At 71.7% G+C, this 21,002-nt stretch carries 15 protein-coding genes; 9 read left to right on the forward strand and 6 right to left on the reverse strand.

Going from position 1 to position 21,002, the window contains the following annotated elements; translation table 11 throughout:
* Nucleotides 1-8: 8 nt before the first annotated feature.
* On the reverse strand, nt 9-2,144 hold the full coding sequence (locus tag L0984_RS26920; protein ID WP_234197472.1) for a CHAT domain-containing protein: 2,136 nt from the start codon (nt 2,142-2,144) through the stop codon (nt 9-11).
* A 179-nt stretch (nt 2,145-2,323) separates the two neighbouring features.
* Nucleotides 2,324-2,839, reverse strand: a complete 516-nt coding sequence (locus L0984_RS26925) for an Mpo1 family 2-hydroxy fatty acid dioxygenase (protein ID WP_234197473.1) — start codon at nt 2,837-2,839, stop codon at nt 2,324-2,326.
* Between the two features lie 96 nt (nt 2,840-2,935).
* Between L0984_RS26925 and L0984_RS26930 the strand changes: the two genes are divergently transcribed.
* From L0984_RS26930 to L0984_RS26965, 8 genes are all read left to right on the forward strand, one after another.
* Nucleotides 2,936-3,631 (forward strand): Crp/Fnr family transcriptional regulator, encoded by a 696-nt coding sequence (locus L0984_RS26930; RefSeq protein ID WP_234197474.1) that lies wholly within the window; start codon nt 2,936-2,938, stop codon nt 3,629-3,631.
* A gap of 121 nt (nt 3,632-3,752) precedes the next feature.
* Nucleotides 3,753-4,457, forward strand: a complete 705-nt coding sequence (locus tag L0984_RS26935; protein WP_234197475.1) for a MerR family transcriptional regulator — start codon at nt 3,753-3,755, stop codon at nt 4,455-4,457.
* A 10-nt stretch (nt 4,458-4,467) separates the two neighbouring features.
* Nucleotides 4,468-5,895 carry a TolC family protein gene (locus tag L0984_RS26940; protein WP_234197476.1) on the forward strand — a complete coding sequence of 476 codons (1,428 nt, stop codon included), beginning with the start codon at nt 4,468-4,470 and terminating at the stop codon, nt 5,893-5,895.
* 2 nt (nt 5,896-5,897) lie between these two features.
* A complete protein-coding gene (locus L0984_RS26945) occupies nt 5,898-6,887 on the forward strand; it encodes an HlyD family secretion protein (protein WP_234197477.1) in 990 nt (329 codons plus the stop codon).
* A gap of 67 nt (nt 6,888-6,954) precedes the next feature.
* Nucleotides 6,955-8,148: an ABC transporter permease gene (locus tag L0984_RS26950; protein ID WP_234197478.1), complete on the forward strand. Its 1,194-nt coding sequence runs from the start codon at nt 6,955-6,957 to the stop codon at nt 8,146-8,148.
* A gap of 130 nt (nt 8,149-8,278) precedes the next feature.
* The gene (locus L0984_RS26955; RefSeq protein WP_234197479.1) at nt 8,279-9,427 is read left to right on the forward strand and encodes an ABC transporter permease; all 1,149 of its coding nucleotides are present in this window, start codon (nt 8,279-8,281) and stop codon (nt 9,425-9,427) included.
* A 62-nt stretch (nt 9,428-9,489) separates the two neighbouring features.
* On the forward strand, nt 9,490-10,881 hold the full coding sequence (gene fumC / locus L0984_RS26960) for a class II fumarate hydratase (protein WP_234197481.1): 1,392 nt from the start codon (nt 9,490-9,492) through the stop codon (nt 10,879-10,881).
* Between the two features lie 31 nt (nt 10,882-10,912).
* Complete coding sequence (locus L0984_RS26965; RefSeq protein ID WP_370646207.1) at nt 10,913-12,646, forward strand: sulfatase-like hydrolase/transferase; 1,734 nt, start codon at nt 10,913-10,915, stop codon at nt 12,644-12,646.
* A gap of 1,043 nt (nt 12,647-13,689) precedes the next feature.
* On the opposite strand, the gene katE is transcribed toward L0984_RS26965, so the two are convergent.
* Both katE and L0984_RS26975 read right to left on the reverse strand, forming a co-directional pair.
* Nucleotides 13,690-15,873 (reverse strand): catalase HPII, encoded by a 2,184-nt coding sequence (katE, locus tag L0984_RS26970; protein ID WP_234197482.1) that lies wholly within the window; start codon nt 15,871-15,873, stop codon nt 13,690-13,692.
* A 29-nt stretch (nt 15,874-15,902) separates the two neighbouring features.
* Nucleotides 15,903-16,052, reverse strand: coding sequence for a hypothetical protein (locus tag L0984_RS26975; protein ID WP_017761439.1), 150 nt, complete (start codon nt 16,050-16,052; stop codon nt 15,903-15,905).
* A gap of 301 nt (nt 16,053-16,353) precedes the next feature.
* On the opposite strand from L0984_RS26975, the gene L0984_RS26980 reads away from it, so the two are divergent.
* The gene (locus L0984_RS26980; protein ID WP_234197483.1) at nt 16,354-17,172 is read left to right on the forward strand and encodes a transglutaminase-like domain-containing protein; all 819 of its coding nucleotides are present in this window, start codon (nt 16,354-16,356) and stop codon (nt 17,170-17,172) included.
* Here the strand turns inward: L0984_RS26980 and ligD are convergent.
* Nucleotides 17,162-19,978 carry a DNA ligase D gene (ligD, locus tag L0984_RS26985; protein ID WP_234197484.1) on the reverse strand — a complete coding sequence of 939 codons (2,817 nt, stop codon included), beginning with the start codon at nt 19,976-19,978 and terminating at the stop codon, nt 17,162-17,164. The two genes, L0984_RS26980 and ligD, sit on opposite strands and share 11 nt — an antisense overlap.
* Nucleotides 19,975-20,964 carry a non-homologous end joining protein Ku gene (gene ku / locus L0984_RS26990; protein ID WP_234197485.1) on the reverse strand — a complete coding sequence of 330 codons (990 nt, stop codon included), beginning with the start codon at nt 20,962-20,964 and terminating at the stop codon, nt 19,975-19,977. Before ku ends, ligD begins: the two co-directional genes overlap by 4 nt.
* Nucleotides 20,965-21,002: the final 38 nt, after the last annotated feature.

The raw sequence follows: 21,002 nt of genomic DNA on the forward strand, positions 1-21,002 counted from the left end.
GGCGGGCTTCATTGGACGGTCAGGCGCCAGTTGCCGATCAGGTTGAACGGGGCCCAGAAGAAGGGATGGGCCATCTTGGGATCGCGCAGCACCGCCAGCTGGCCGGCCTGCATGGCCTGCTGCAGGTCGCGGCCCTTGGCGAGCTCGCCGTAGAGCGTGCTCATGAGCACCGCGGTGGCGTCGTCCGACACCGGCCACAGCGAGGCGATCAGGCTGCTGCTGCCGGCCGACAGGAAGGAGCGCGTGAAGCCCAGCACCTCGTCGCCCGAGGCGATGCGGCCCAGGCCCGATTCGCAGGCCGAGAGCGTGACCAGCGCCGTGCCCTGCATGGGCAGCTCCAGGATCTCGTGCGCCTCCAGGAAGTTCTGGCGCCCGTTCTCGTTGGCCAGCAGGATGCGCGAATAGAGCGGGTCGACCTGGTCGGCCTCGGCATGCGCGGCCACGTGCACCAGCGGCGCGCCGCCGGCCGCCTGGCGGAACTGGGTCTTGGTGGCCTGCGCGCCCATGAAGACGTTGTGGCGCGGAAAGAGCTGCTCCAGCCGCTTGACCTCGGCCTCGGAGCCGGGCAGGTCGTACTTGTCCTCGATGCGCGGGTTGCCGAAGGCGGTGAGCCGCCCTTCCACCCGCGGCGTGCGGCGCGCCAGCTGCACCGCGATGCTCATGGAGGGCGAGACCGACACCGGGTTGGTCTCGATCAGGTAGCGGCCGTTGACCCGCAGGGCCTGGAAGGGCAGGTAGTGCAGCGGTCCGTGCGGCACCACCACGATGCGCTGGCCGGGCTGCAGGCTGAGCGGGCCGATCAGCGCCGCGCCCATCTTGTCGGCATTGCCGATGGCCGTGCGGCGCCCGCGCACCACCGAGTTGCGGAAGGTGTCGACCAGCTCCACCAGCTCGTCGCGGCGGATCGGCAGGCTCTGGCTGCGCACCTCGGTGCTGCTCACCACCCACACCTGCAGCCGGTCGGGCAGCGCGTGGTACTGCACCAGGCGCTCGTCGGGCGCCAGCGTGGCCTGCAGGCTGGCCAGGTCGACCACGGCGGTGGCCTGCGTCGCCAACTGGGCACGGCCGCGCACGGCGTCGAGCAGGGCGCGCGAGCGGCTGTGCTCGCTCACCTCGAAGGCGCGGCGCGGCTCGCCCATGTCGGCATACAGGCCCACGGCGCGCTCGAAGAGCTGCTGCAGGTCGGAGAACACCCCCATCTTGAATTCGTCGCTGCGGAAGCGCGCGCGCACCTTGTCCACGCCGGCCAGGGCGCGGTCCAGCGCCTGCGCGGCCTCGGCCTTGCGGCCCAGTGCCAGTTCGCTGCGGGCCACGCCGTCCCAGGCCCAGAGCTGGAAGTAGCCGGCGTCGGTGCCGGCGCGGCGCGTCGTCAGCTGCTGGAAGACGGCCAGGGCCTCGGCGGGCCGGCCTTCGGCCAGCAGCAGGTTGGCGCGGGTGCGCTCCACCTGCGCGGCCAGCGAGGCGTCGCGCTGCGGGGGCAGGCTGTCCACCAGCTGCCGCGCGCGCGCCAGGTCGGCGGGCTTGCCGCTGTCGATCAGCGCATTGGCCAGCGAGGCCTGCACCAGCGGCGCATAGCGCGGCGAGCTGGCGGCCAGGGCCTCGTCGTAGCTGCGGATGGCGCCGGCCAGGTCGCCGCGGCGGGCGTCCACGTCGCCCAGCACCTTGAGGGCCGGACCGCGGATGAGCTGCGGCTCGCGCGTGGGCAGCTGCAGCGCCTCGCGCGCGAACTGCTCGGCCTTCTCCAGCTGGCCGGCATAGCTGTAGACGATGGCCAGGTCGCGCTTGGCGGCGGCGAGCAGGGCCGGGTCCTGGGTGGCGCCGGCCAGGTGCAGCGCCTTGCTGGCGGCGCGCACGCTCTGGCGGAAGTCGCCCGCCTCGGCCAGCGACACGGCCTGGCTGCAGTACTGGTAGGCACTGAGCTTGACCTTGTCCTGCGAATACAGGACGGCGCCCTCCTGCGTGAGGGCCAGCAGCGTGTCCGAATCGGCCAGCCGGGCCTGCTCCTGCTGGCGCGCGGCGGCTTCGGCATCGGGCGCTGCGGCCTGTGCCCAGGCGCCGGCGGCGGGCCAGGCCAGTGCCGCGGCCACGGCCCAGGCGCCCCACCCGGCGCGGTGGCGGCCGGCGCCCCCGGCCGGCTTGTGCATCTTGCGTTCCATTCGACCCCCAGGCGTCCGGCCGTGGGGCACGCCCGGGCGGCGGGCCCCGCAGGCGCAGGATGCGACCTGCCCGTCGGACGTCGTCGGGGCAGTCTAGGAACGGGCCCGCGCGGGGCCAATTTGCAGGAAGGTCTAGGGCGAACGGCGTAGGGGCGGGACAGGGCCGCTCAGGCCGCCACGCGGTGGCGCACCGGGCCGGCGCGCTGCTCGACCGCCTGGCGCAGCGGCTGGCACAGGCCGAGCATGAAGGCCGCCTCGGCCACCACGAACAGCGGCCCGATCAGCAGGCCCACCAGGTCGTCGACGAAGGCCGGCTTGCGGCCCTCGTACCAATGGCCGACGAACTGGAAGGCCCAGCCGACCACGAAGCCGCCGATGCCGACGGCCAGCCATTGCGCCGTGGGCAGCGCCGCGGCCCAGTCGCCGAACCACAGCGCCAGGGCCAGCAGCGCGGCCATGACGGCGCCGAAGCGCAGGTCCAGCCGCAGGTAGTAGGCCATCGCCAGCAGGCTGGCGATGGCCGCGGGCGTGAGCGACAGCCCGGCCAGCATGAAGCCGGGCCGCGACAGCAGCACGACGACCGCCAGGACGATCATGGGAATGCCGACGAAATGCGTGGCGATGTTGCGTGGGTCCCGGTGGTAGCCCGCATAGGTGGCCAGTTGCTCGGTCAGTGTCTTCATCGTTGTCTCCGTGGCGCAATGCGACGATGCTAGGGCGGGCCCCCCGCGCGCCACTGTCGGCTGCCGGACACAAGGCGCCCGACGCCCTTCCGACCCATGAACGACGACACCTGGCCCCGCATCGCCGCCAGCGGCAGCTGGTTCAAGGCCGCGCCCGCGCCGCTGCAGCAGGCGCTGCTGGGCCTGGCCGTGGCGCGCCGCCATGCGGACGGCGCCTGCCTGTTCCGGCGCGGCGACCCGCCCGACGGCCTCTATGGCGTCGCCGAGGGCGCGGTGCGCATCACCGGCCTGGCGGCCGATGGCCGGGAAGCCCTGCTGGCCATTGCCGAGCCGTCGCAGTGGATCGGCGAGATCGGCCTGCTCGACGGCCTGCCGCGCACCCACGACGCCCATGCGCAGGGCGCGGCCGTCACGCTGCATGTGCCGCAGGCGGCGCTGCTGGCCGTGCTGCAGGCGCAGCCCGCGCTGTGGCAGTGGATCGGCCTGCTGGCCACCAGCAAGCTGCGCGCAGCCTTCCAGGCGCTGGAGGACATGGCCCTGCTGCCGGCCGAGAACCGCATCGCCGCGCGCCTGCTGGCCATGTCGCAGGGCTACGGCGAATGGACGCACCAGACGCGCCGCGTGGTCCGGCTGTCGCAGGAGCAGTTGGCGTCGATGCTGGCCCTCTCGCGCCAGACGGTGAACCAGGTGCTGCAGGGCCTGGCGCACCAGGGCATCGTGCGGCCGGGGCGCGGCACGGTGGAGATCCTGGATGCGGCGCGGCTGCGCGTGCTGGCCGGCCGCGTCGGCTGATCTGCACGCCGGGGCTGTACGTACATCAGGCGCTGGCGGGGTCTTGCGGACCGGCGGCGTTGCGGCTTTGTTATTTGACATGAGGAATGTAACATAGAAAACGACACGTCACGCCCGCCCCATGCCCACCGACCCGACCGCCACCGACGCACTGACCATCGAAGCCCTGGCTTCGGGCTCGGGCGTGACGGTGCGCAACATCCGCGCCTACACCACGGCCGGCCTGCTGCCGCCGCCGCGGCTGCGCGGGCGGCTGGGGCTCTATGGCGAGGAGCATGCGCAGCGGCTCGAACTGATCCGCGCGCTGCGCGAGCAGGGCTTCGGCATCGAGGCCATCCGCCGCGTGTTCGAGCAGGCGCCGGCCAGTTCCTGGCGCAGCCTGGCGGCGGTGGCGCAGTCCATCTCGGACAACCTCTTCGCGGCCGAGGCACCGCTGGTGGTGCCGGCCGAACAGGTCAAGGCGAAGTGGCAGGGCCGCATGACGCCCGCGCTGCTCGACCGCGCCCTGCGCGCCGGCCTGGCCCGCCGCCTGCCCGATGGCGGCGTGCAGCACCTGAGCCCGGCCCTGGCCCGCATCGCCGAGCAGCTGGCCGCGCTGGGCCTGGCACCCGAGCAGGCCATCGACATGCAGGAGGCGCTGGTGCGCACCCTGCGCAGCGTGGCGCGGCGCTGGCTGCGCACGCTGGTCGATGCGGTGCTGGCCCAGCCCGAGCGCGCGTCCGCGCTGCTGCAGCAGGCCGGGCCGCTGGCCACGGGAGCGGTGCAGGCGGCCTTTCCGCTCATCCTCCAGCAGGAGCTGGATGCTTTCGTCGCCCGCCAGAAATGACCTTCACGCCATGACCCACCTGCGACGCCCTTTCCCGCTTGCGGCCTTCGCGCTGGCCGCGGGCCTGGCTGCCTCGGCGGCGCATGCACAGACGCCGCAGCCCGACGGCCTGGCGCTGAGCTTCGAGGCCGCGCGCCAGCGCATGCTGGAGCGCTCGGACAAGCTGGCCGCCGCGCGCGCCGGTGTCGAGTCCAAGTCGCTGCGCGCCGATGCGCTGCGCAACCTGGGCGGGCCGGTGGTCAGCGTGACGGGCGTGGGCTATGCCTATGACGCGCGGCTGAACGTCGATCTGTCCTCCTTCGACTCGGGCCTCACGCAGGTCGGCCAGTTGCTGCCCGCCAGCCTGCAGAGCAGCCTGGCCCGCCTGCCGGTGCGGCTGCCCGACAGCTACACGCTGCAGCGCGACGGCCATGGCTTCACCTCCTCGGTCTCCGCCATCTGGCCGCTCTACACCGGCGGCGCCACCGACGCGGTGCGCGGCTTTGCCGGCGCCCAGACCCGCGAGGCCCGCGCCGATGCCGACCAGACCGGCGGCGAGGTGGACCAGACGCTGGTCGAGCGCTACTTCGGCGCCCAGCTCGCGCAGCGCGCCGCCGATCTGCGCGCCCAGGCCGAGCACACCATCGCCGGCCACGACGAAGCGGCGCAGAAGATGCTGGCGGCCGGCGTCATCTCGCGCGTGGAACGGCTGCAGGCCCGCAGCGCCTACGAAGAGGCGCGCCGCAATGCCGAGAAGGCGAAGGACGATGCCGAGCTGGCCGCCGTCGCGCTGGCCCGCACCGTGCGGGCCGACCAGCCGGTGCTGCCGCGCACGCCGCTCTTCGTGCTCAGCCAGCCGGTCGAGCCGCTGGGTTACTTCCTCGATGCGGCGCAGCTGCACCATCCGGGCCTGGCCAAGGTCGCGGCCAAGAAGCTGCAGGCCGAGGAGCTGCATGCGGGCGAGGAGGCCCTGCGCCGCCCGCAGGTGCTGGCCTTCGGCACGCACGACCTCAAGCGCCGCGACGAGGCCGGCTGGGTGGCCGGCGTGGGCGTGTACTGGACGCTGTACGACAGCATCGACCGCGACCAGCTGGCCGCCGCCAGCCTCAAGCAGGTGGAGCAGGCCGAGCGCACCGACGCGCAGGCACGCAGCGACATCTCGCTGCTGGTGGAGCGCAACTGGCGCGCGCTGGAGAACGCGCGCCGGCAGTTCACGTCGATGCAGGCCGGCATCGACCTGGCGCAGGAGGTGGTGCGCCTGCGCAGCGCCGGCCTGCGCGAAGGCACCAGCACCACGCAGGACCTGATCGACGCCGAGACCAACCTGGCCAAGGTGCAGACCGAACGCGCCCAGGCCGCCAACGACTACGTGCAGGCCCTGGCCCGCCTGCTGCAGAGCGCCGGCATCTCCGAGCGCTTCAACGAGTACATCGCCCGCGCAGACATCCGGATCGAATGACCATGACCCCACGTCGCAAGACCCTGCCCCTGCTGGCCATCGTGGCCGGCCTCATCGTCGTCGGCCTGATCGGCTGGGGGTTCTGGCGCGCCAGCCGGCCGGCGCCCGAGGTGTTCCAGGGCCAGATGGAGGCGAAGGAGACCGACATCGCCGCCAAGATTCCCGGCCGCATCGCCGAGGTCATGGTGCGCGAGGGCGACCGCATCGAGGCGGGCGCGCCGATCCTGCGCATGGCCTCGCCCGAGGTCGATGCCAAGCTGGCCCAGGCCACGGCCGCCCAGCAGGCCGCGCAGGCGGTGGCGAAGAAGGCCGAGAACGGCGCTCGCCCGCAGGAGATCGAGATGGCCCGCATGCAATGGCAGCGCGCCGAGACGGCCGCCGAGCTGGCCCGCAAGTCCTTCGACCGCGTGGACGGCCTGGCGCGCGAGGGCCTGGTGGCGGCGCAGAAGCGCGACGAGGCCGAGGCCAACTGGAAGGCCTCGCGCGATGCCGCCATCGCCGCCCGCGCGCAGTACGACCTGGCCCGCCAGGGCGCCCGCGGCGAGGACAAGGCGGCCGCCGAGGCCCAGGCCCGGCAGGTGGCCGGCGTGGTGGCCGAGGCCCAGGCCGCCAAGGCCGAGACCGAGCTGCGCAGCCCGGTCGCCGGCGAGGTGGCCAAGGTGCTGGCCCGCGCCGGCGAGCTGGTGCCGCAGGGCGTGGCCGCCGTCACCGTGGTCGACCTGGCCGACCAGTGGGTGGTGCTGAACGTGCGCGAGGACCGGCTGTCGCGCTTCGCGGTCGGCCAGGAATTCGACGCCCGCCTGCCGGCGCTGGGCCCGCAGGCGGCAGTGACCCGTTTCAAGGTGACGTACAGCGCCCCGCTGCCCGACTTCGCGACCTGGCGCGCCACGCGGGCGGGCGCGGGCTTCGACGTGCGCACCTTCGAGGTCCGTGCCAAGCCGCTGCAGCCCATCGCCGGGGCGCGGCCGGGCATGAGCGTGCTGGTCGACTGAGACGTGGCCGCCATGCGTCTGCGCCGCCTGCCCGACGTTGCCACGTCCGCACACGGTGCCTGAGCCGATGAACCCCTTCGCCCCCAGCCTGCGCCGCGAGGCCCGGCGCCTGGCCAGCCAGCCCTGGGAGCTGGCGATGGTGAGCTGGGTGCCGGCCCTGGCCGCCGCGCTGATGTGGTGGATCTTCTCGGCCGGGCTGCCGAACCGGCTGCCCATCGGCGTGCTCGATGAAGACCATTCGGCCATCTCGCGCCAGATCGAGCGCTTCCTGGAAGCCTCGCCGGGCCTGCAGGTGGCCGAGCGCTATGCCGACGTCGCCGAGATGGACCGCGCCCTGGTGGCCGGCCGCGTGCATGCGGCGGTGTGGCTGCCGCGCGAACTCTCGCGCGACCTCAAGCAGGGCCGCGCCGGCCAGGTGGTGCTGCTGCACAACGCGCAGCGCGGCACGCACTCCAGCCTGATCCAGCGCGACGTGCGCACGGCCGTGGGCACGGTGTCGGCCGGCATCGAGCTGACGGCACGCGCCAAGCGCGGAGAGTCGGCCCCGGCGGCGCGGGCGCACCTGGACCCGGTGCGGGCCAACACGGTGGCGCTGTTCAATACATCGAGCAACTACGAGCAGTTCCTGGGCGCGGCGCTGATCCCGGCGCTGCTGCACATCTTTGCCATGACGGCCGGCGCCTGGACCCTGGGCCGCGAGCTGCGCGACCGCAGCCTGGGCGAATGGCTGGTGCCGGGCGCGGGTACCGCATCCGGCACGAACTGGGGCGAGGCGGCCGCGGCGCTGGCCGGCAAGCTGCTGCTGCCGTGGGCGTCGTTGTCGATGGTCGGGCTGCTGGCGCTGCTGGGCCTCACGCTCGGGCGGGGCTGGCACCCGGCCGGCTCGCTGGTGTGGGTGGCCGTGGCGCTGGTGCTGTTCCTGGGCCTGTCGGTGGCGATGGGGGCCTTCCTGGCGGCGCTGACCCGCTCGCTGCGCACGGCGCTCTCGGGCACGGGCTTCATCACCGCGCCGGCCTTCGCCTTCGGTGGCGTGGGCTTTCCCTTGGTGGCCATGCCCGCCGCGGCCCGCGCGTGGGCGCTGGCGCTGCCGTACACGCACTACGCCCGCGTGCAGATCGAGCAGTTGCAGATGGGCGCGCCGCTGGCCTATTCGATGGCCACGCCGCTGTGGATGGCGGTGGCAGCGCTGGTTCTGCTGACCGTCAGCGCCGGCCTGATCGACCGCGCGGCGAAGGCGCCCGAGAGCTGGGGCAAGCGATGACCGCCTGCACCCTGCCCACGCGCCTGGCCGCCGCGCGCCACTGCAGCCCCCTCTCCCCTTGCGGGAGAGGGATGGGGAGAGGGGGCGACAGCGCCCCTGTGCCCGCAGCGGTTCCTGAGCACGCGCCCGCATGAACGACTGCCGCCACTTCCTCCCCGCCTGGCGCGCCACGGCCCTGGCCGTGCTGCGCGACCCCGGCGTGCTGCTGATCCTGCTGCTCGCGCCGGTGATCTACGGCTTCTTCTATCCCTGGCCCTACGGCACCGAGGCGGTCACGCGCGTGCCCGTCGCGGTGGTGGACCAGGACGGCAGCAACCTCTCGCGCCAGATCGTCCGCTTTGCGCAGGCCAGCCCGCGCATCGACGTGCGGCTGGTGACCGGCGACGAGCAGGCCGCGCGGCAGGCGCTGTGGCGCGGCGAGATCGAGGGCTACGCCCTGCTGCCGCGCGACCTCAAGCGCGACGTGGTGCGCGGCGCGGCGGTGGGCGTGACCATCGAGGGCAACGGCGCGTACGCGCTGCTCAACAAGTCGGTGCTCTATGGCTTCTCGGAAGCGGTGGGCACGGTGTCGGCCGGCATCGAGATCCGCCGCCTGCAGGCCGCCGGCCAGAGCGCGCCGCAGGCCCAGGCCAGCCGCAGCCCGCTGAACACGCAGCTGGTGCCACTGTTCAACCCGACCGAGGGCTACGGCAGCTATGTGGTGCCGGCGGTGGCGCTGCTGATCCTGCACCAGACGCTGCTGATGGGCTGCGCCATGCTGGCCGGCACCTGGGCCGAGGCCGACCGGCTGCGCGCCCGGCCTGCCGCCTGGCTGGGGCGGCTCGTGGCGCTGTCGGGCTTCGGGCTGCTGACGGGGCTGTTCTTCTTCGGCTGGATCTTCCTGCTGCAGGACTATCCGCGCGGCGGCAACCCGCCGGCGGCCGCGCTGCTGCTCGCCTTCTACGTGCCCACGGTCTGCGCGCTGGGCCTGCTGCTGGGCTGCTGGCTGCGCGACCGCGAACGCGCGCTGCAGGTGATCCTGTTCAGCTCGCTGCCGCTGGCCTTCCTCTCTGGCTTCTCCTGGCCGAGCGAGGCGCTGCCGGTGCCGCTGCAGTGGCTGGGCGGCTGGCTGCCGAGCACGGCGGGCATCCAGGCGTCGCTGCGGCTCAACCAGATGGGCGCGCCGCTGGCGGACGTGCTGCCCTGGCTGGGCAAGCTGGCCGCGGTATTCGGCGTGGCGCTGGCCGGGCTGCTGTGGGCGGGGCGGGCGCGAGACGCCGGGCCAAACCCACGCCGTTGAGAATTTCTCTCATCGCGGGGGATACTGGCGGACTTTTCCCTCCACCCTCCGACACTCGCGCCATGAGCACCAGCACCCGCATCGAGAAAGACACCTTCGGTCCCATCGAGGTCCCTGCCGACCATCTGTGGGGCGCGCAGACGCAGCGCTCGCTGCAGAACTTCGACATCTCGGGCGAGCGCCAGCCGCTGGAGATCATCCAGGCGCTGGCCCTGGTGAAGCGGGCCTCGGCCGTCGTCAACCAGCAGCTGGGCCTGCAGGACGCCAAGAAGACCGACGCCATCGTCGCCGCCGCCGACGAAGTGCTGGCCGGCAAGCATCCCCACGAATTCCCGCTCGTGGTGTGGCAGACCGGCTCGGGCACGCAGAGCAACATGAACGTCAACGAGGTGCTGGCCAACCGCGCGAGCGAGCTGCTCGGCGGCCAGCGCGGCGAAGGCCGCCTGGTGCATCCCAACGACGACGTCAACCGCAGCCAGTCGAGCAACGACGTCTTTCCCACCGCCATGCACGTGGCGGCCGTGCAGGCGCTCACGCACAAGCTGCTGCCGGCCATCGGCAAGCTGCGCGCCACGCTGGCGAAGAAGTCCGAGGACTTCATGGACATCGTGAAGATCGGCCGCACCCACCTGCAGGACGCCACGCCCCTGACGCTGGGCCAGGAGGTCTCGGGCTGGGTCGCCCAACTGGACCAGAACGAGCGCCACGTGCGCGCCGCCCTGCCCCACCTGTGCGAGCTGGCCCTGGGCGGCACCGCGGTGGGCACCGGCCTGAACGCGCCCAAGGGCTATGCCGAGGGCGTGGCCGCCGAGCTGGCCCGCCTGACCGGCCTGCCCTTCGTCACCGCGCCGAGCAAGTTCGAGGTGATGGCTGCCTGCGACGCCTTCGTGCATGCGCACGGCGCGCTCAAGACCCTGGCTGCCAGCATGAACAAGATCGCCAACGACGTGCGCTGGCTGGCGAGCGGCCCGCGCAGCGGCATCGGCGAGCTGAGCATTCCCGAGAACGAGCCGGGCTCGTCGATCATGCCCGGCAAGGTCAACCCGACGCAGAGCGAGGCCGTGACCATGCTGGCCGCGCAGGTGATGGGCAACGACGTGGCCATCAACATCGGCGGCATGTCGGGCAACTTCGAGCTGAACGTGTTCCGCCCCATGGTGGCCCACAACTTTCTGCAGAGCGTGCGCCTGCTGGCCGACGGCATCGTGAGCTTCAACGACCACTGCGCCGTCGGCATCGAGCCCAACCGCGACCGCATCGCCGAGCTGGTGAGCCGCTCGCTGATGCTGGTGACGGCGCTGAACACGCACATCGGCTACGACAAGGCGGCCTACATCGCCAAGAAGGCGCACAAGGAAGGCACCAGCCTGCGCGAGGCGGCCATCGCCTCGGGGCACCTGACGGGCGAGCAGTTCGACCAGTGGGTGATTCCCGAGAACATGACCGGCCGCTGAGCACCCGCATTCGCCTGCAGGAGCCCTCCGTTTGAGCCACCGCCGCCAGGACGCCGACATGGCGCCGACCGACGTCCCGACGCCTGGCGCACCGCGCCGCGCCAAGGCTTGGCCGTTGCTGGCCCTGGTCGCCATCGCCACCGGCTTCGTGGTGCTGGGCCACGACGGTCGGCGGGTGGCGCAGATGCTGGTGCTGCTGCTGCCCGCGCTGGCCTGGATGGCCTGGCCGGTGCGCAGCCTGGCGGTGCACCGCGCGCGGCGGGTGGCGGTGCTGGCGGCGGTGATGGCCTTCGCGGCCGACGGCGTGGTGCGGGCCTATCTGCTGGACACCTACCAGTCCGCGCCCGACGGCGCGGTGGTGCTGGGCGCGCTGGCCAACACCAATGCGCGGGAAAGCGGCGAGTACCTGCAGATGCACTGGCGCACCGCCGCGCTGTGGTGCGCGGTGCTGGGGGCGGCCGGTTATGCCGTATGGCGGCTCACGGCCTACGGGCGTCGCCGCCGCATCGCCATGGCCGCAGGAGCGCCACGCGATGCCATCGATGGCGGTGCGGCAGGCACGCCGGTCGAGATCGAGGTCGCGCCCCACCGCGCCTGGCTGGCCCTGCTCGTGGTGGCCTTCGCCTTCGGTGCCCTGGCGCATGCCAGCAAGCCCTGGCGGCGGCTGCATCCGGTGGTCTTCTGGACGCAGTGGGTCGACGATGCGGGCGACCTGCGCACCACCTGGGCCGACCAGCAGCGCATGCGCGACGCCGCCCTGCAGCACGCCCACGCGGCGGCGCCACAGGTGACGCGCGCAGGCCCGTCGACGGTGGTGCTGGTCATCACCGACAGCATCAACCGCGACAACCTGGGCCTGTACGGCTACGGCCGCAACACCACGCCGCGCCTGGCGGCCGCGCAGGGGCGCGAACCGCAGCAGATGACGGTGCTGCGCCATGCCTGGTCGGTGGACGCGAGCACGCTGCCCGCCATGGCCAACATGATGCGATTCGGCCAGCCCACGGCCGCCGACGCGCAGCACCTGCTGCCGCTGGCGCGTGCGGCCGGCTACAAGGTCTGGTGGATGAGCAACCACGACGACGTGGCCATCGAGCAGCAGCATGCGCGCCTCGCCGACGAGGTCGAGATCGTCAACCGCGTGCCGGGCCGCGCCAGCGCCTCGCTCGATGGCGAACTGCTCGACTGCGTGCAGGAGGCCCTGGCCGACCCGGCCGAGCGCAAGCTGATCGTGGTGCACCTGCTGGGCGCGCATCCGCATTACCGGCTGCGCTTTCCGGGCACGCAGGAGAACCCCTTCGACGACACGGTGGACGCCGTCGAGTCGGACCTGATCGCCAAGGGCCGCCCGGCGTGGGTGCGGCGCTTCCGGCAGGACTACGACAACGCCCTGCTGTACCACGACTTCGTGGTGGCCGAGACGCTGCAGCTCACGCGCACCGTGGGGCGCCTGGCCGAATACCGGGCCTGGGTCTACGTCTCGGACCACGGCCAGGAGGTGGGCCACGGCAGCGACCATGTGGGCCACAGCCCGAGCACGGCCTCGGGGTACCGCATTCCGGCCATCGTATGGCGCAACCAGGTGCCAGCCGATGCGGCATCGGTGGCCGAACGTCCCTTCCGCGCGGACTGGCTGGGGTGGACGATGGCCGACCTGCTGGCCCTGCAGTGGAAGGGCCAGGTCGCGGGGCGCGATGTGCTGGCAGCCGACTACCGGTGGGAGGCGCCGGTGCTGCCGGTGAAGGTGCAGTCGTATTTGGATTGAGGCGGCGGCTGTTTCCGTTGCTTCTGGCTGGTGCTGCTTCCGTCGGGACTCGTGCAGGCACCAGCGTTCGGGGTGCGCGCCGGTGTCGGGCTCAGGGTGCGCGGGCTCATACGGGGTCGGTCGGCCCTGCGGGCCGACTCCGCTGCGGTGCTCGGACAGACGGGCCGCGGCATAACTCGCTAGGCGCTTCGCGCTGCGCTCAAACAAACGCCGCGAGTCAGTTCACGAAGCAGGCCTGTCCTTCGGCAGGCCTGCAGCCCGTCCATCCTGCGCGCCTCGCCGACCCCGAAATCGCCCACGCACCCTGAGCCCGACACCGGCGCGTGGAAGCTGGCGTGGGTGTTCCGGGGTACCCGGTCTTGCTCCCTCTCCCCTTGCGGGAGAGGGCGGGGGAGAGGGGGAACGGTGGCATCCAAGACGAGCAGCGGTGGTGTGACCGCCCCCTCTCCCCAACCCCTCTCCCACGAGGGGAGAGGGGCTACGCGCAGCAGTCATGCCGGCCGATCATCCGCAACGCAGGCCCTGGCGCCGGTGAGGGCGTGGCGGCGCGCCTGTGGGGCGCCGAGGAGCGCAGGGCGGACGGGCTGCAGGCCTGCCGGAGGACAGGCCTGCTTCGTGAACTGACTCGCGGCATTTGTCCGAGCAGAGTGAACGCAGTGAACGTCGCGAGTTATGCCGCGGCCCGTCCGTCCGAGCACCGCAGGGAAGTCGGCGCGCAGCGCCGACCGCCCCACTTGAAGCGCCGACACGCCCTCACCGGCGCCAGGGCCGGACCATCGCCCACTCGCCACTCGCCACTCGCCACTCGCCACTACCCACTACCCACTACCACGGACCACGGACCACGGACCACGGACCACGGACCACGAGCTACGAGCTACGAGCTACGAGCTACGAGCTACGAGCTACGAGCTACGAGCTACAAACTGCCAGCTTTCGCCAAAGGACCGCGGATCACGATCCCTCATACCGCCAAAAGCAAAAGAGCCGACACGGCATCACCGCGTCGGCTCTTTTCAGCGAAAGACCAGCGAAGAACAGGCTCAGGCCGGCACAGCCTCGACCCCTGCACGATCCCAGTGCCGGTGCTTGGCGATCGCGGCCACGAATGTCTGCGCGATGCCCTGTGCCTCTTCGTTCTCACCCAACTGCTGAGCCGGCGTCGCTGCCACCACCACGCCGGCCGGCGCGTCAGTCTCGCCCTCTTCCACACCGACCGAGGCCAGCAGCTGCGCCCCCTCGCCCACCACGCAGATGGACTTGAGATGCTTGAAGGCCTCCAGCACGAAGTGCTGGGCCTCGCCATTGGCCATCAGCGTCTTGGCGTTCTCGGCGCCCGCGGGCACCAGCACCGCATCGAACATCACCGACGGCATGTTGGTGAAGGTGGCATCCACCTCGACCTGCCGCTTCGATGCGCTCGTCACGCTGCCCAGACGCGGACCCACGACCTTGCACATCGCACCGGCCGACTCCAGCGCTTCGCGGATCGGCTTGAGCGACGCCGAATCGACGCCGTCGCTCACCAGGATCGCGATCTTGCGCGTCTTGATGCTGCCGTCGCCGGTGCCGATCATGCTCAGCGCAGGCGATTCCTCGATCGGCAGGTTGATGCGCGCCTCGCGGTAGCCGGCCTGGCCGGCCGCGGCCTTGGCGTCGGGCGACTCGATGCCCAGGGGCTCGGCCACGCGGCGGGCCAGCTTTTCGTCCACATGGGCCAGGTTGTCCACCATGCGCTGGCGCACGGCGGGCACGTCCACCTTCGACAGTTCGAAGCGGAAGGCCGCGATGATGTGCTCCTTCTCCACGGCCGTCTGGCTGTTGAAGAACAGGCGCGCCTGCGTGAAGTGGTCGTCGAAGCTCTCGCTGCGGCGGCGCACCTTGGGCGACTCGACCGTCTCGGGGTAGGTCTGGAAGCCTTCGCTGTCGCCATCGACGCGGAACTCCGCGCCATTGCCCAGCGAGTTCGGCTCGTACGCCACTTGCCCGCGCGAGATGGTCTGGCGGTGCATGCCGTCGCGCTGGAAGTTGTGGAAGGGGCAGACGCCGCGGTTGATCGGCAACTCGTGGAAATTGGGGCCACCCAGACGCGACAGCTGCGTGTCGGTGTAGCTGAACAGCCGGCCCTGCAGCAGCGGGTCGTTGCTGAAGTCGATGCCCGGCACCACGTGGCCGGGGTGGAACGCGACCTGCTCGGTCTCGGCGAAGAAGTTGTCGGGGTTGCGGTTGAGCACCATCTTGCCCACGGGCGTGACGGGCACCATCTCTTCGGGGATCAGCTTGGTCGGGTCCAGCAGGTCGAAGCCCAGCGAATGCTCCTTGTCCTGCGGGATCAGCTGCATGCCCAGCTCCCACTCCGGGAAGTCGCCGTTCTCGATGGCTTCCCACAGGTCGCGGCGGTGGAAGTCCGGGTCCTTGCCCGCGATCTTCTGCGCCTCGTCCCAGACCAGGGCATGGCTGCCCAGCTTGGGCTTCCAGTGGAACTTGACGAAGTGCGCATCGCCCCGGCTGTTGACCAGGCGGAAGGTGTGCACGCCGAAGCCCTGCATCATGCGCAGGCTGCGGGGGATGGCGCGGTCGCTCATGGCCCACATCAGCATGTGGGTGGTCTCGGGCATCAGCGAGGCGAAGTCCCAGAAGGTGTCGTGCGCGCTGGCCGCCTGCGGCATGCCGTGGTGCGGCTCCTGCTTGACGGCATGGACCAGGTCGGGGAACTTCATCGCGTCCTGGATGAAGAACACCGGGATGTTGTTGCCCACCAGGTCCCAGATGCCTTCCTGCGTGTAGAACTTGACCGAGAAGCCGCGCACGTCGCGCACCGTATCGGCCGAGCTGGAGCCGCCGGCCACGGTGGAGAAGCGCACGAACACGGGCGTCTTCAGCGACGGGTCGTTCAGCAGGCCGGCGCGCGTGAACTGCGACATCGACTTGTAGACCTGGAAGTAGCCGTGCGCCGCACTGCCACGCGCATGCACCACCCGCTCGGGAATGCGCTCGTGGTCGAAGTGCGTGATCTTCTCGCGCAGGATGAAGTCTTCCAGCAGCGTCGGGCCGCGCACGCCCGCCTTGAGCGAGTTGTGGTTGTCGGCGATCCGCGTCCCCTGGTTGGTGCTCAGGTGCGGCAGCGGCAGCTCGGCGGTGGAGCCGGCCAGTTGCTCGATCTTGGCGTTCGTGGTCTCGGCCGTACGGCCGCGGCGCGGGGCGGGGGACTTGCTCTTGGTGGGCATCGGGTGCGTGGAGAAGGGGGTGGGGCCGCTCAGCCGGCTTCGTTGTCGAGGAACACGTCGACGGCGTTGACCAGGGCGACCAGGGCGATCACGGCGGTCATGCCGGCGACGCCCCAGACCAGGAATTCGTCCAGCCAGGCGCTGTTGAGTGCGCTGACAAGGGCAGAGGTCAGTTCCATGGGAATCCTGCTTCGAGAAGGAAGTTGGGTGGGGACGCAGGCCGCTTCGTGCGAGGCATGCCCCTGACAGGTGGGCCGCGAATGTGACAAAGCGTAGGCCCGCGGTTCCGCCGGACGCGTAGTGACGCCACGCCGGCAGATGTGGGAGTGCCGAGCCCGACAAGGTAGGACATGGCCGACGCGCGGCGCACGCCTACACGGCGGGGCGCGAAGGCCTGTGGCACGAACGGTGCAAGGCCGCCTACGCTCACGCACCCGCGCCGCGACAGTCCACCTCGGACGAAGGCCGCCCTCCTCTCCCATGCTCATCCGCATCGGCTACGACATCGAACTGGCCCTGGCCGGGCCCACGGCCGTGGTCTACCTGCTGCAGGTGCACCCGGACCGCGCGCACGACCTCGTCGCGCCCGAGCATCCGGTGGTCGATCCCCCCTTCTGGACCGACCACTACGTCGACGGCTTCGGCAACCGCTGCGCCCGCGTGCGGGTGCCGGCCGGCCAGCACCGGCTGCGCCTGCACGGCCAGGCCACCATCCACGACCCGGGTTGGCCCGACCAGCAGGACTGGGGCGCCGTGCAGCATCCGGTGGACGAGCTGCCGCCCCAGACGCTGGCCTTCCTGCTGCCCAGCCGCTATTGCGAGGTGGACAGCGAGCTGCTGGCCTTCGCCTGGGGCCAGTTCGGCCAGACGCCGCTGGGCTGGGCCCGGGTGCAGGCCATCTGCGACTGGGTGCACCACCACATCCGCTTCGACTACGGCTGCGCCGACGCCGGCCGCACAGCCCTGGGCGGCTGGCGCCAGGGTGTGGGCGTGTGCCGCGACTATGCGCACCTGGCGGTGGCGCTGTGCCGCTGCATGAACATTCCGGCCCGCTACGTCACGGGCTACCTGGGCGACATCGGCGTGCCGCCGGTGCCCTATCCCATGGACTTCAGCGCCTGGTTCGAGGTCTACCTGGGCGGCCGCTGGCACACCTTCGACGCCCGCCACAACGTGCCGCGCATCGGCCGCGTGGTGATCGCCCGGGGTCGCGATGCCGCCGATGTGCCGATCACCATGGTGTTCGGCCAGCACCAGCTGAACCGCTTCGAGGTGATCACCGAGGAAGTCAGGGGCTGAAGCCCAGCACCTGCATTGCGCGGGCCAGGCCCTGGCTGGGCACGGGCGACGCATCCCAGGGAGCGTTGCCGGTCGAAAGCCGCTCGCCGATGCTGGCCAGCGTCCAGTGCGCACCGCTGGTGAGGATGGGCAGCTCGTCCCACGCCACCGGCACCGACACGCCCAGCCCCGGCCGCGACCGCACCGACCAGGCGCTCACCGTCGTGGCGCCGAAGCCGTTGCGCAGGTAGTCGACAAAGATCCGGCCCACGCGGTTCTTCGGCCCGCTCTTGGCCACGAAGCGCTCGGGCAGCGTGCGGGCCAGGTGCTGCACCACGGCGCGCGAGAAGTCCTTGACCGTGTCCCAGCCATGCTGGCGGCGGATCGGCACGACCACGTGCAGGCCCTTGCCGCCGCTGGTCTTGAGCTGGGCCTGCAGCCCCAGCTCTTCCAGCAGCGTGCGCATGAGCAGCGCCCCTTCCTGCACATGGGCCCAGGACACGCCCTCGCCCGGGTCCAGGTCGAAGGTCATGCGGTCGGGCTTGTCCAGCCCGCGCGAATGGCCGTTCCAGGTGTGGAATTCGAGCGTGTTCATCTGGGCGGCCGAGAGCAGGCCCTTGGCGCTGTCGATCTGCAGCAGCGGCTCATGGCCCGGGTCCAGCGCGGGATCGAGCAGGCGCACGCCGGGCAGCGGTGCGTTCTGCACATGCTTCTGGAAGAACAGCTCGCCACCCACGCCATCCGGCGCGCGCACCAGCGACACCGGCCGGCCACGCAGGTGCGGCAGCATCAGCGGCGCGACCTGGGCGTAATAGGCGATGACCTCGCCCTTGGTGGCGCCGCTGGCGCGGTCGATCACGCGGTCGGCATGGGTGATGCGCAGGTCGGCCGGCAGGTCGCTTTCGCGGCTCTCGCTGGCGACCGCGGCCGGCTTGCGACGGCCGTTGGCGGAGGTGGACTTCGCCGCAGCCGCGCGCGCTTTCGGCCTGGGGGACGCGGCCTCCTTCGGCGACGAAGGTGCGTCCGCCTTGCCCGCGGCCCGCGGGGCCTTCCCGGCGGCAGTCGATGAATCCATGGCGTGCTCCCGAACGATCTGCCGCGCGGGCTTGTCGCTGCGCAGGCCCTGGAACACGGCCTGTCGCACCTTGCCTTCGCGCGTCCACTGGCCGAAGGCCACTTCCGCGACCAGCTCGGGCCGCACCCATTGCGCCTTCTCGCCCGCCGGCCGGGGGGTGAAGGGGCAGTCCTCTTGATCCAGCGCCTGCAGCTGGGCATGCATCTCGGCCAGGCGGCGCTGGTCGAAGCCGGTGCCGACATTGCCGGCGTGCTTCAGGTCGCCTTGCTCGTCATACACGCCCAGCAGCAGCGCGCCGAAGCCGCTGCGGCTGCCGCGCGGTGCGGTGTAGCCGCCGATGACGAACTCCTGCCGCAACTGGTGCTTGAGCTTGATCCACGCCGGCGAACGGCCGCTGAGGTAGGGGCTGTCCATCCGCTTGCCGACGATGCCCTCGAAGCCCAGCCCGGCCGCGGAGGCCAGCAGGTCGCGCGGCGCGGCATCGAAGGCCTCGCTGAAGCGCAACGACGGCGGCAGCTCACCGGCGTCGAAGATGGCACGCAGGGCCTCGCGCCGCAGCGACAGCGGCTCATCGCGAAGGTCCCGGCCACCCACGAAGGGCGCGTCGAACAGCCAGTAGACGATGGGCGCCGTGGCCTGCAGGTCGAAGGCGTTCTGCAGCGCCTGGAAGTCCGGCGCGTCGTTGGCGCCCAGCACGCCGATCTCGCCGTCGAGCCAGGCATTGCGCACCGGCAGCTGCGCCAGCGCGCGGGCCAGCTCGGGCAGGCGATCGGTCCAGTCGTGGCCGTTGCGGGTGAAGCAGCGCACGCGCCCGCGGCCGTCGATGCGGGTGAGCAGGCGGTAGCCGTCGAACTTGAGCTCCCAGGCCCATTGCGCAGGCTCGGGCGGCGGGCCGTCGGCCAGCACGGCGAGCTGGGGGGCGAAGGTGTCGGGCAATGCGGCGGCCACGCCGGGCAGGTGCGCCTCTTCGGCGTCCTTCGGCCTTCCCTTCCTGGCCGTGGCGTCGGCGCGTTGGGTGGCGGCTTTGCTCCGGCCGCGCACTGCCGGCTTGCTGGCGGCCGGGGGTTCGGGTTGTGCCGGCTCGTCGGCGGGGTCGGCCTCGGGTTGGCCGATGTGGCGCACGCTGTCCGGCTCGGCCTCGGTCACGTCGTAGTCGGCCAGCGGCCGGGCCGCGGCGTCCTCGTCCTTGATCAGCAGCCAGCTGGGCTTCTTCTCGTCCCTGCCGTGCATGCGCACCAGCGTCCAGCGGCCTTGCAGTTTGTGGCCCTGCAGCGTGAAGCTGAGCTTGCCGGCGCGCAGGCCGGCGCGGGCGTCGCCTTCGGGCGCCCAGGTGCCGCGGTCCCACACGATCACCGTGCCGGCGCCGTATTGGCCCTCGGGGATGCGGCCCTCGAAGTCGCCGTAGGCGATGGGGTGGTCCTCCACCTCCACCGCCATGCGCTTGACCGTGGGATCGAGGCAGGGGCCCTTGGGCACGGCCCAGCTCTTGAGGGTGCCGTCCAGCTCCAGCCGGAAGTCGTAATGCAGCCGCGTGGCATCGTGCTTCTGCACCACGAAGGCCAGGGCCTCGACGCCCGGCGCGCCGCCGTGGCGGGGCTCGGGGGTGCGCTGGAAGTCGCGTTTGCGGTGGTAGTCGGCCAGGGCCTGGGCAGCGTCCGTGTCTGCAGGCGACGCATCGCCAGCCCTGGAGGCAGAAGTCCTGCGTGTCGGAGTGCGGGCCGACTTGCGGACCGTCTTGCGGGCGACGCTCATGCCGCCTTGCGGCGCGGTGCCGTCTTGCGGGCGGGCGCGGACTTGGCGGCGGCTCGCTTGGCGGGTGCCTTGGCGGCAGCGCGCTTGCCTGCAGCGGCCTTGGTGCGCGTATTGCCGTCGTCCTCATCGCCCTCGTCCGCCGCTTCGTCGTCGTCGCCCTTGGCCGCCGCTCGGCCCTTGCCGCCCCGCAGGCTGCGCTGAAGCAGCTCGGTCAGATCCAGGATCTTGGCGCCGGAGCTTGCCTGCTCCTGAGGCTCCAGCTTGGCGACGTCCTGCGCCTGGCCGGCCTCGGCCTTGCGCTCGACCAGGGCCATGATGCGGTCGCGAAAGCGGTCCTCGTACTCCTCGGGGTTCCACTCGCCCGACATGTCGTCGATGAGCTGCTCGGCCATCTTCAGCTCGCGGTCGTTGACGCCGGCCTTGCGCGCATCGGCATCGGGCAGCGGCAGGCCTTCCCAGGAGCGGATGTCCGCGCCCCAGCGCAGCAGGTTGAGCACCAGCCCCGGCCCCGCGGGCACCAGCGCCGCCAGGTGCTCCTTGGTCTGGATCACGACGCGCGCCACGCCGATGCGGCCGCTGCGCACCAGCGCCTCGCGCAGCAGCGCATAGACCTTGGCGCCGCGCTGGATGGGCGCCGTGTAGTACGGCCTGTCGAGGTGGATGAAGGGGATGCCGTCGGCCGGCACGAAGCGCTCGATCTCGATGGTCTGCAGCGTGCGCGGATAGGCATCGGCGATCTCCTTGTCGGTCAGCACCACGTACTGGCCGTCCTCCCATTCGACGCCGCGAACGATGTTCTCGCGGGCGATCTCCTTGCCCGTCTTCTTGTTGATGCGCTTGTAGCCCACATGGTCCATGGAGCGCTTGTCCAGCCAGTCGAAGTCGATGCTGCCGTCCTGCGTGGCCGAGTACAGCGCCACCGGGATGTGGACGAGACCGAAGCTGATGGCGCCCTTCCACAGGACGCGCGGGCTGGATGCGGGCATGGCAAGGCTCTCCGTTCAGGGGAGCGCCAGCCTAGGCC

It is taken from the genome of Pseudacidovorax sp. NFM-22 (genome assembly GCF_021401245.1).
Classification (GTDB): Bacteria; Pseudomonadota; Gammaproteobacteria; order Burkholderiales; family Burkholderiaceae_C; genus Xenophilus.

Coding starts and splice junctions, on each gene's coding strand:
- L0984_RS26920 (WP_234197472.1), bottom strand. CDS start 2,144: ATGCACAAGCCGGCCGGGGGCGCCGGCCGCCACCGCGCCGGGTGGGGC.
- L0984_RS26925 (WP_234197473.1), bottom strand. CDS start 2,839: ATGAAGACACTGACCGAGCAACTGGCCACCTATGCGGGCTACCACCGG.
- L0984_RS26930 (WP_234197474.1), top strand. CDS start 2,936: ATGAACGACGACACCTGGCCCCGCATCGCCGCCAGCGGCAGCTGGTTC.
- L0984_RS26935 (WP_234197475.1), top strand. CDS start 3,753: ATGCCCACCGACCCGACCGCCACCGACGCACTGACCATCGAAGCCCTG.
- L0984_RS26940 (WP_234197476.1), top strand. CDS start 4,468: ATGACCCACCTGCGACGCCCTTTCCCGCTTGCGGCCTTCGCGCTGGCC.
- L0984_RS26945 (WP_234197477.1), top strand. CDS start 5,898: ATGACCCCACGTCGCAAGACCCTGCCCCTGCTGGCCATCGTGGCCGGC.
- L0984_RS26950 (WP_234197478.1), top strand. CDS start 6,955: ATGAACCCCTTCGCCCCCAGCCTGCGCCGCGAGGCCCGGCGCCTGGCC.
- L0984_RS26955 (WP_234197479.1), top strand. CDS start 8,279: ATGAACGACTGCCGCCACTTCCTCCCCGCCTGGCGCGCCACGGCCCTG.
- fumC (WP_234197481.1), top strand. CDS start 9,490: ATGAGCACCAGCACCCGCATCGAGAAAGACACCTTCGGTCCCATCGAG.
- katE (WP_234197482.1), bottom strand. CDS start 15,873: ATGCCCACCAAGAGCAAGTCCCCCGCCCCGCGCCGCGGCCGTACGGCC.
- L0984_RS26975 (WP_017761439.1), bottom strand. CDS start 16,052: ATGGAACTGACCTCTGCCCTTGTCAGCGCACTCAACAGCGCCTGGCTG.
- L0984_RS26980 (WP_234197483.1), top strand. CDS start 16,354: ATGCTCATCCGCATCGGCTACGACATCGAACTGGCCCTGGCCGGGCCC.
- ligD (WP_234197484.1), bottom strand. CDS start 19,978: ATGAGCGTCGCCCGCAAGACGGTCCGCAAGTCGGCCCGCACTCCGACA.
- ku (WP_234197485.1), bottom strand. CDS start 20,964: ATGCCCGCATCCAGCCCGCGCGTCCTGTGGAAGGGCGCCATCAGCTTC.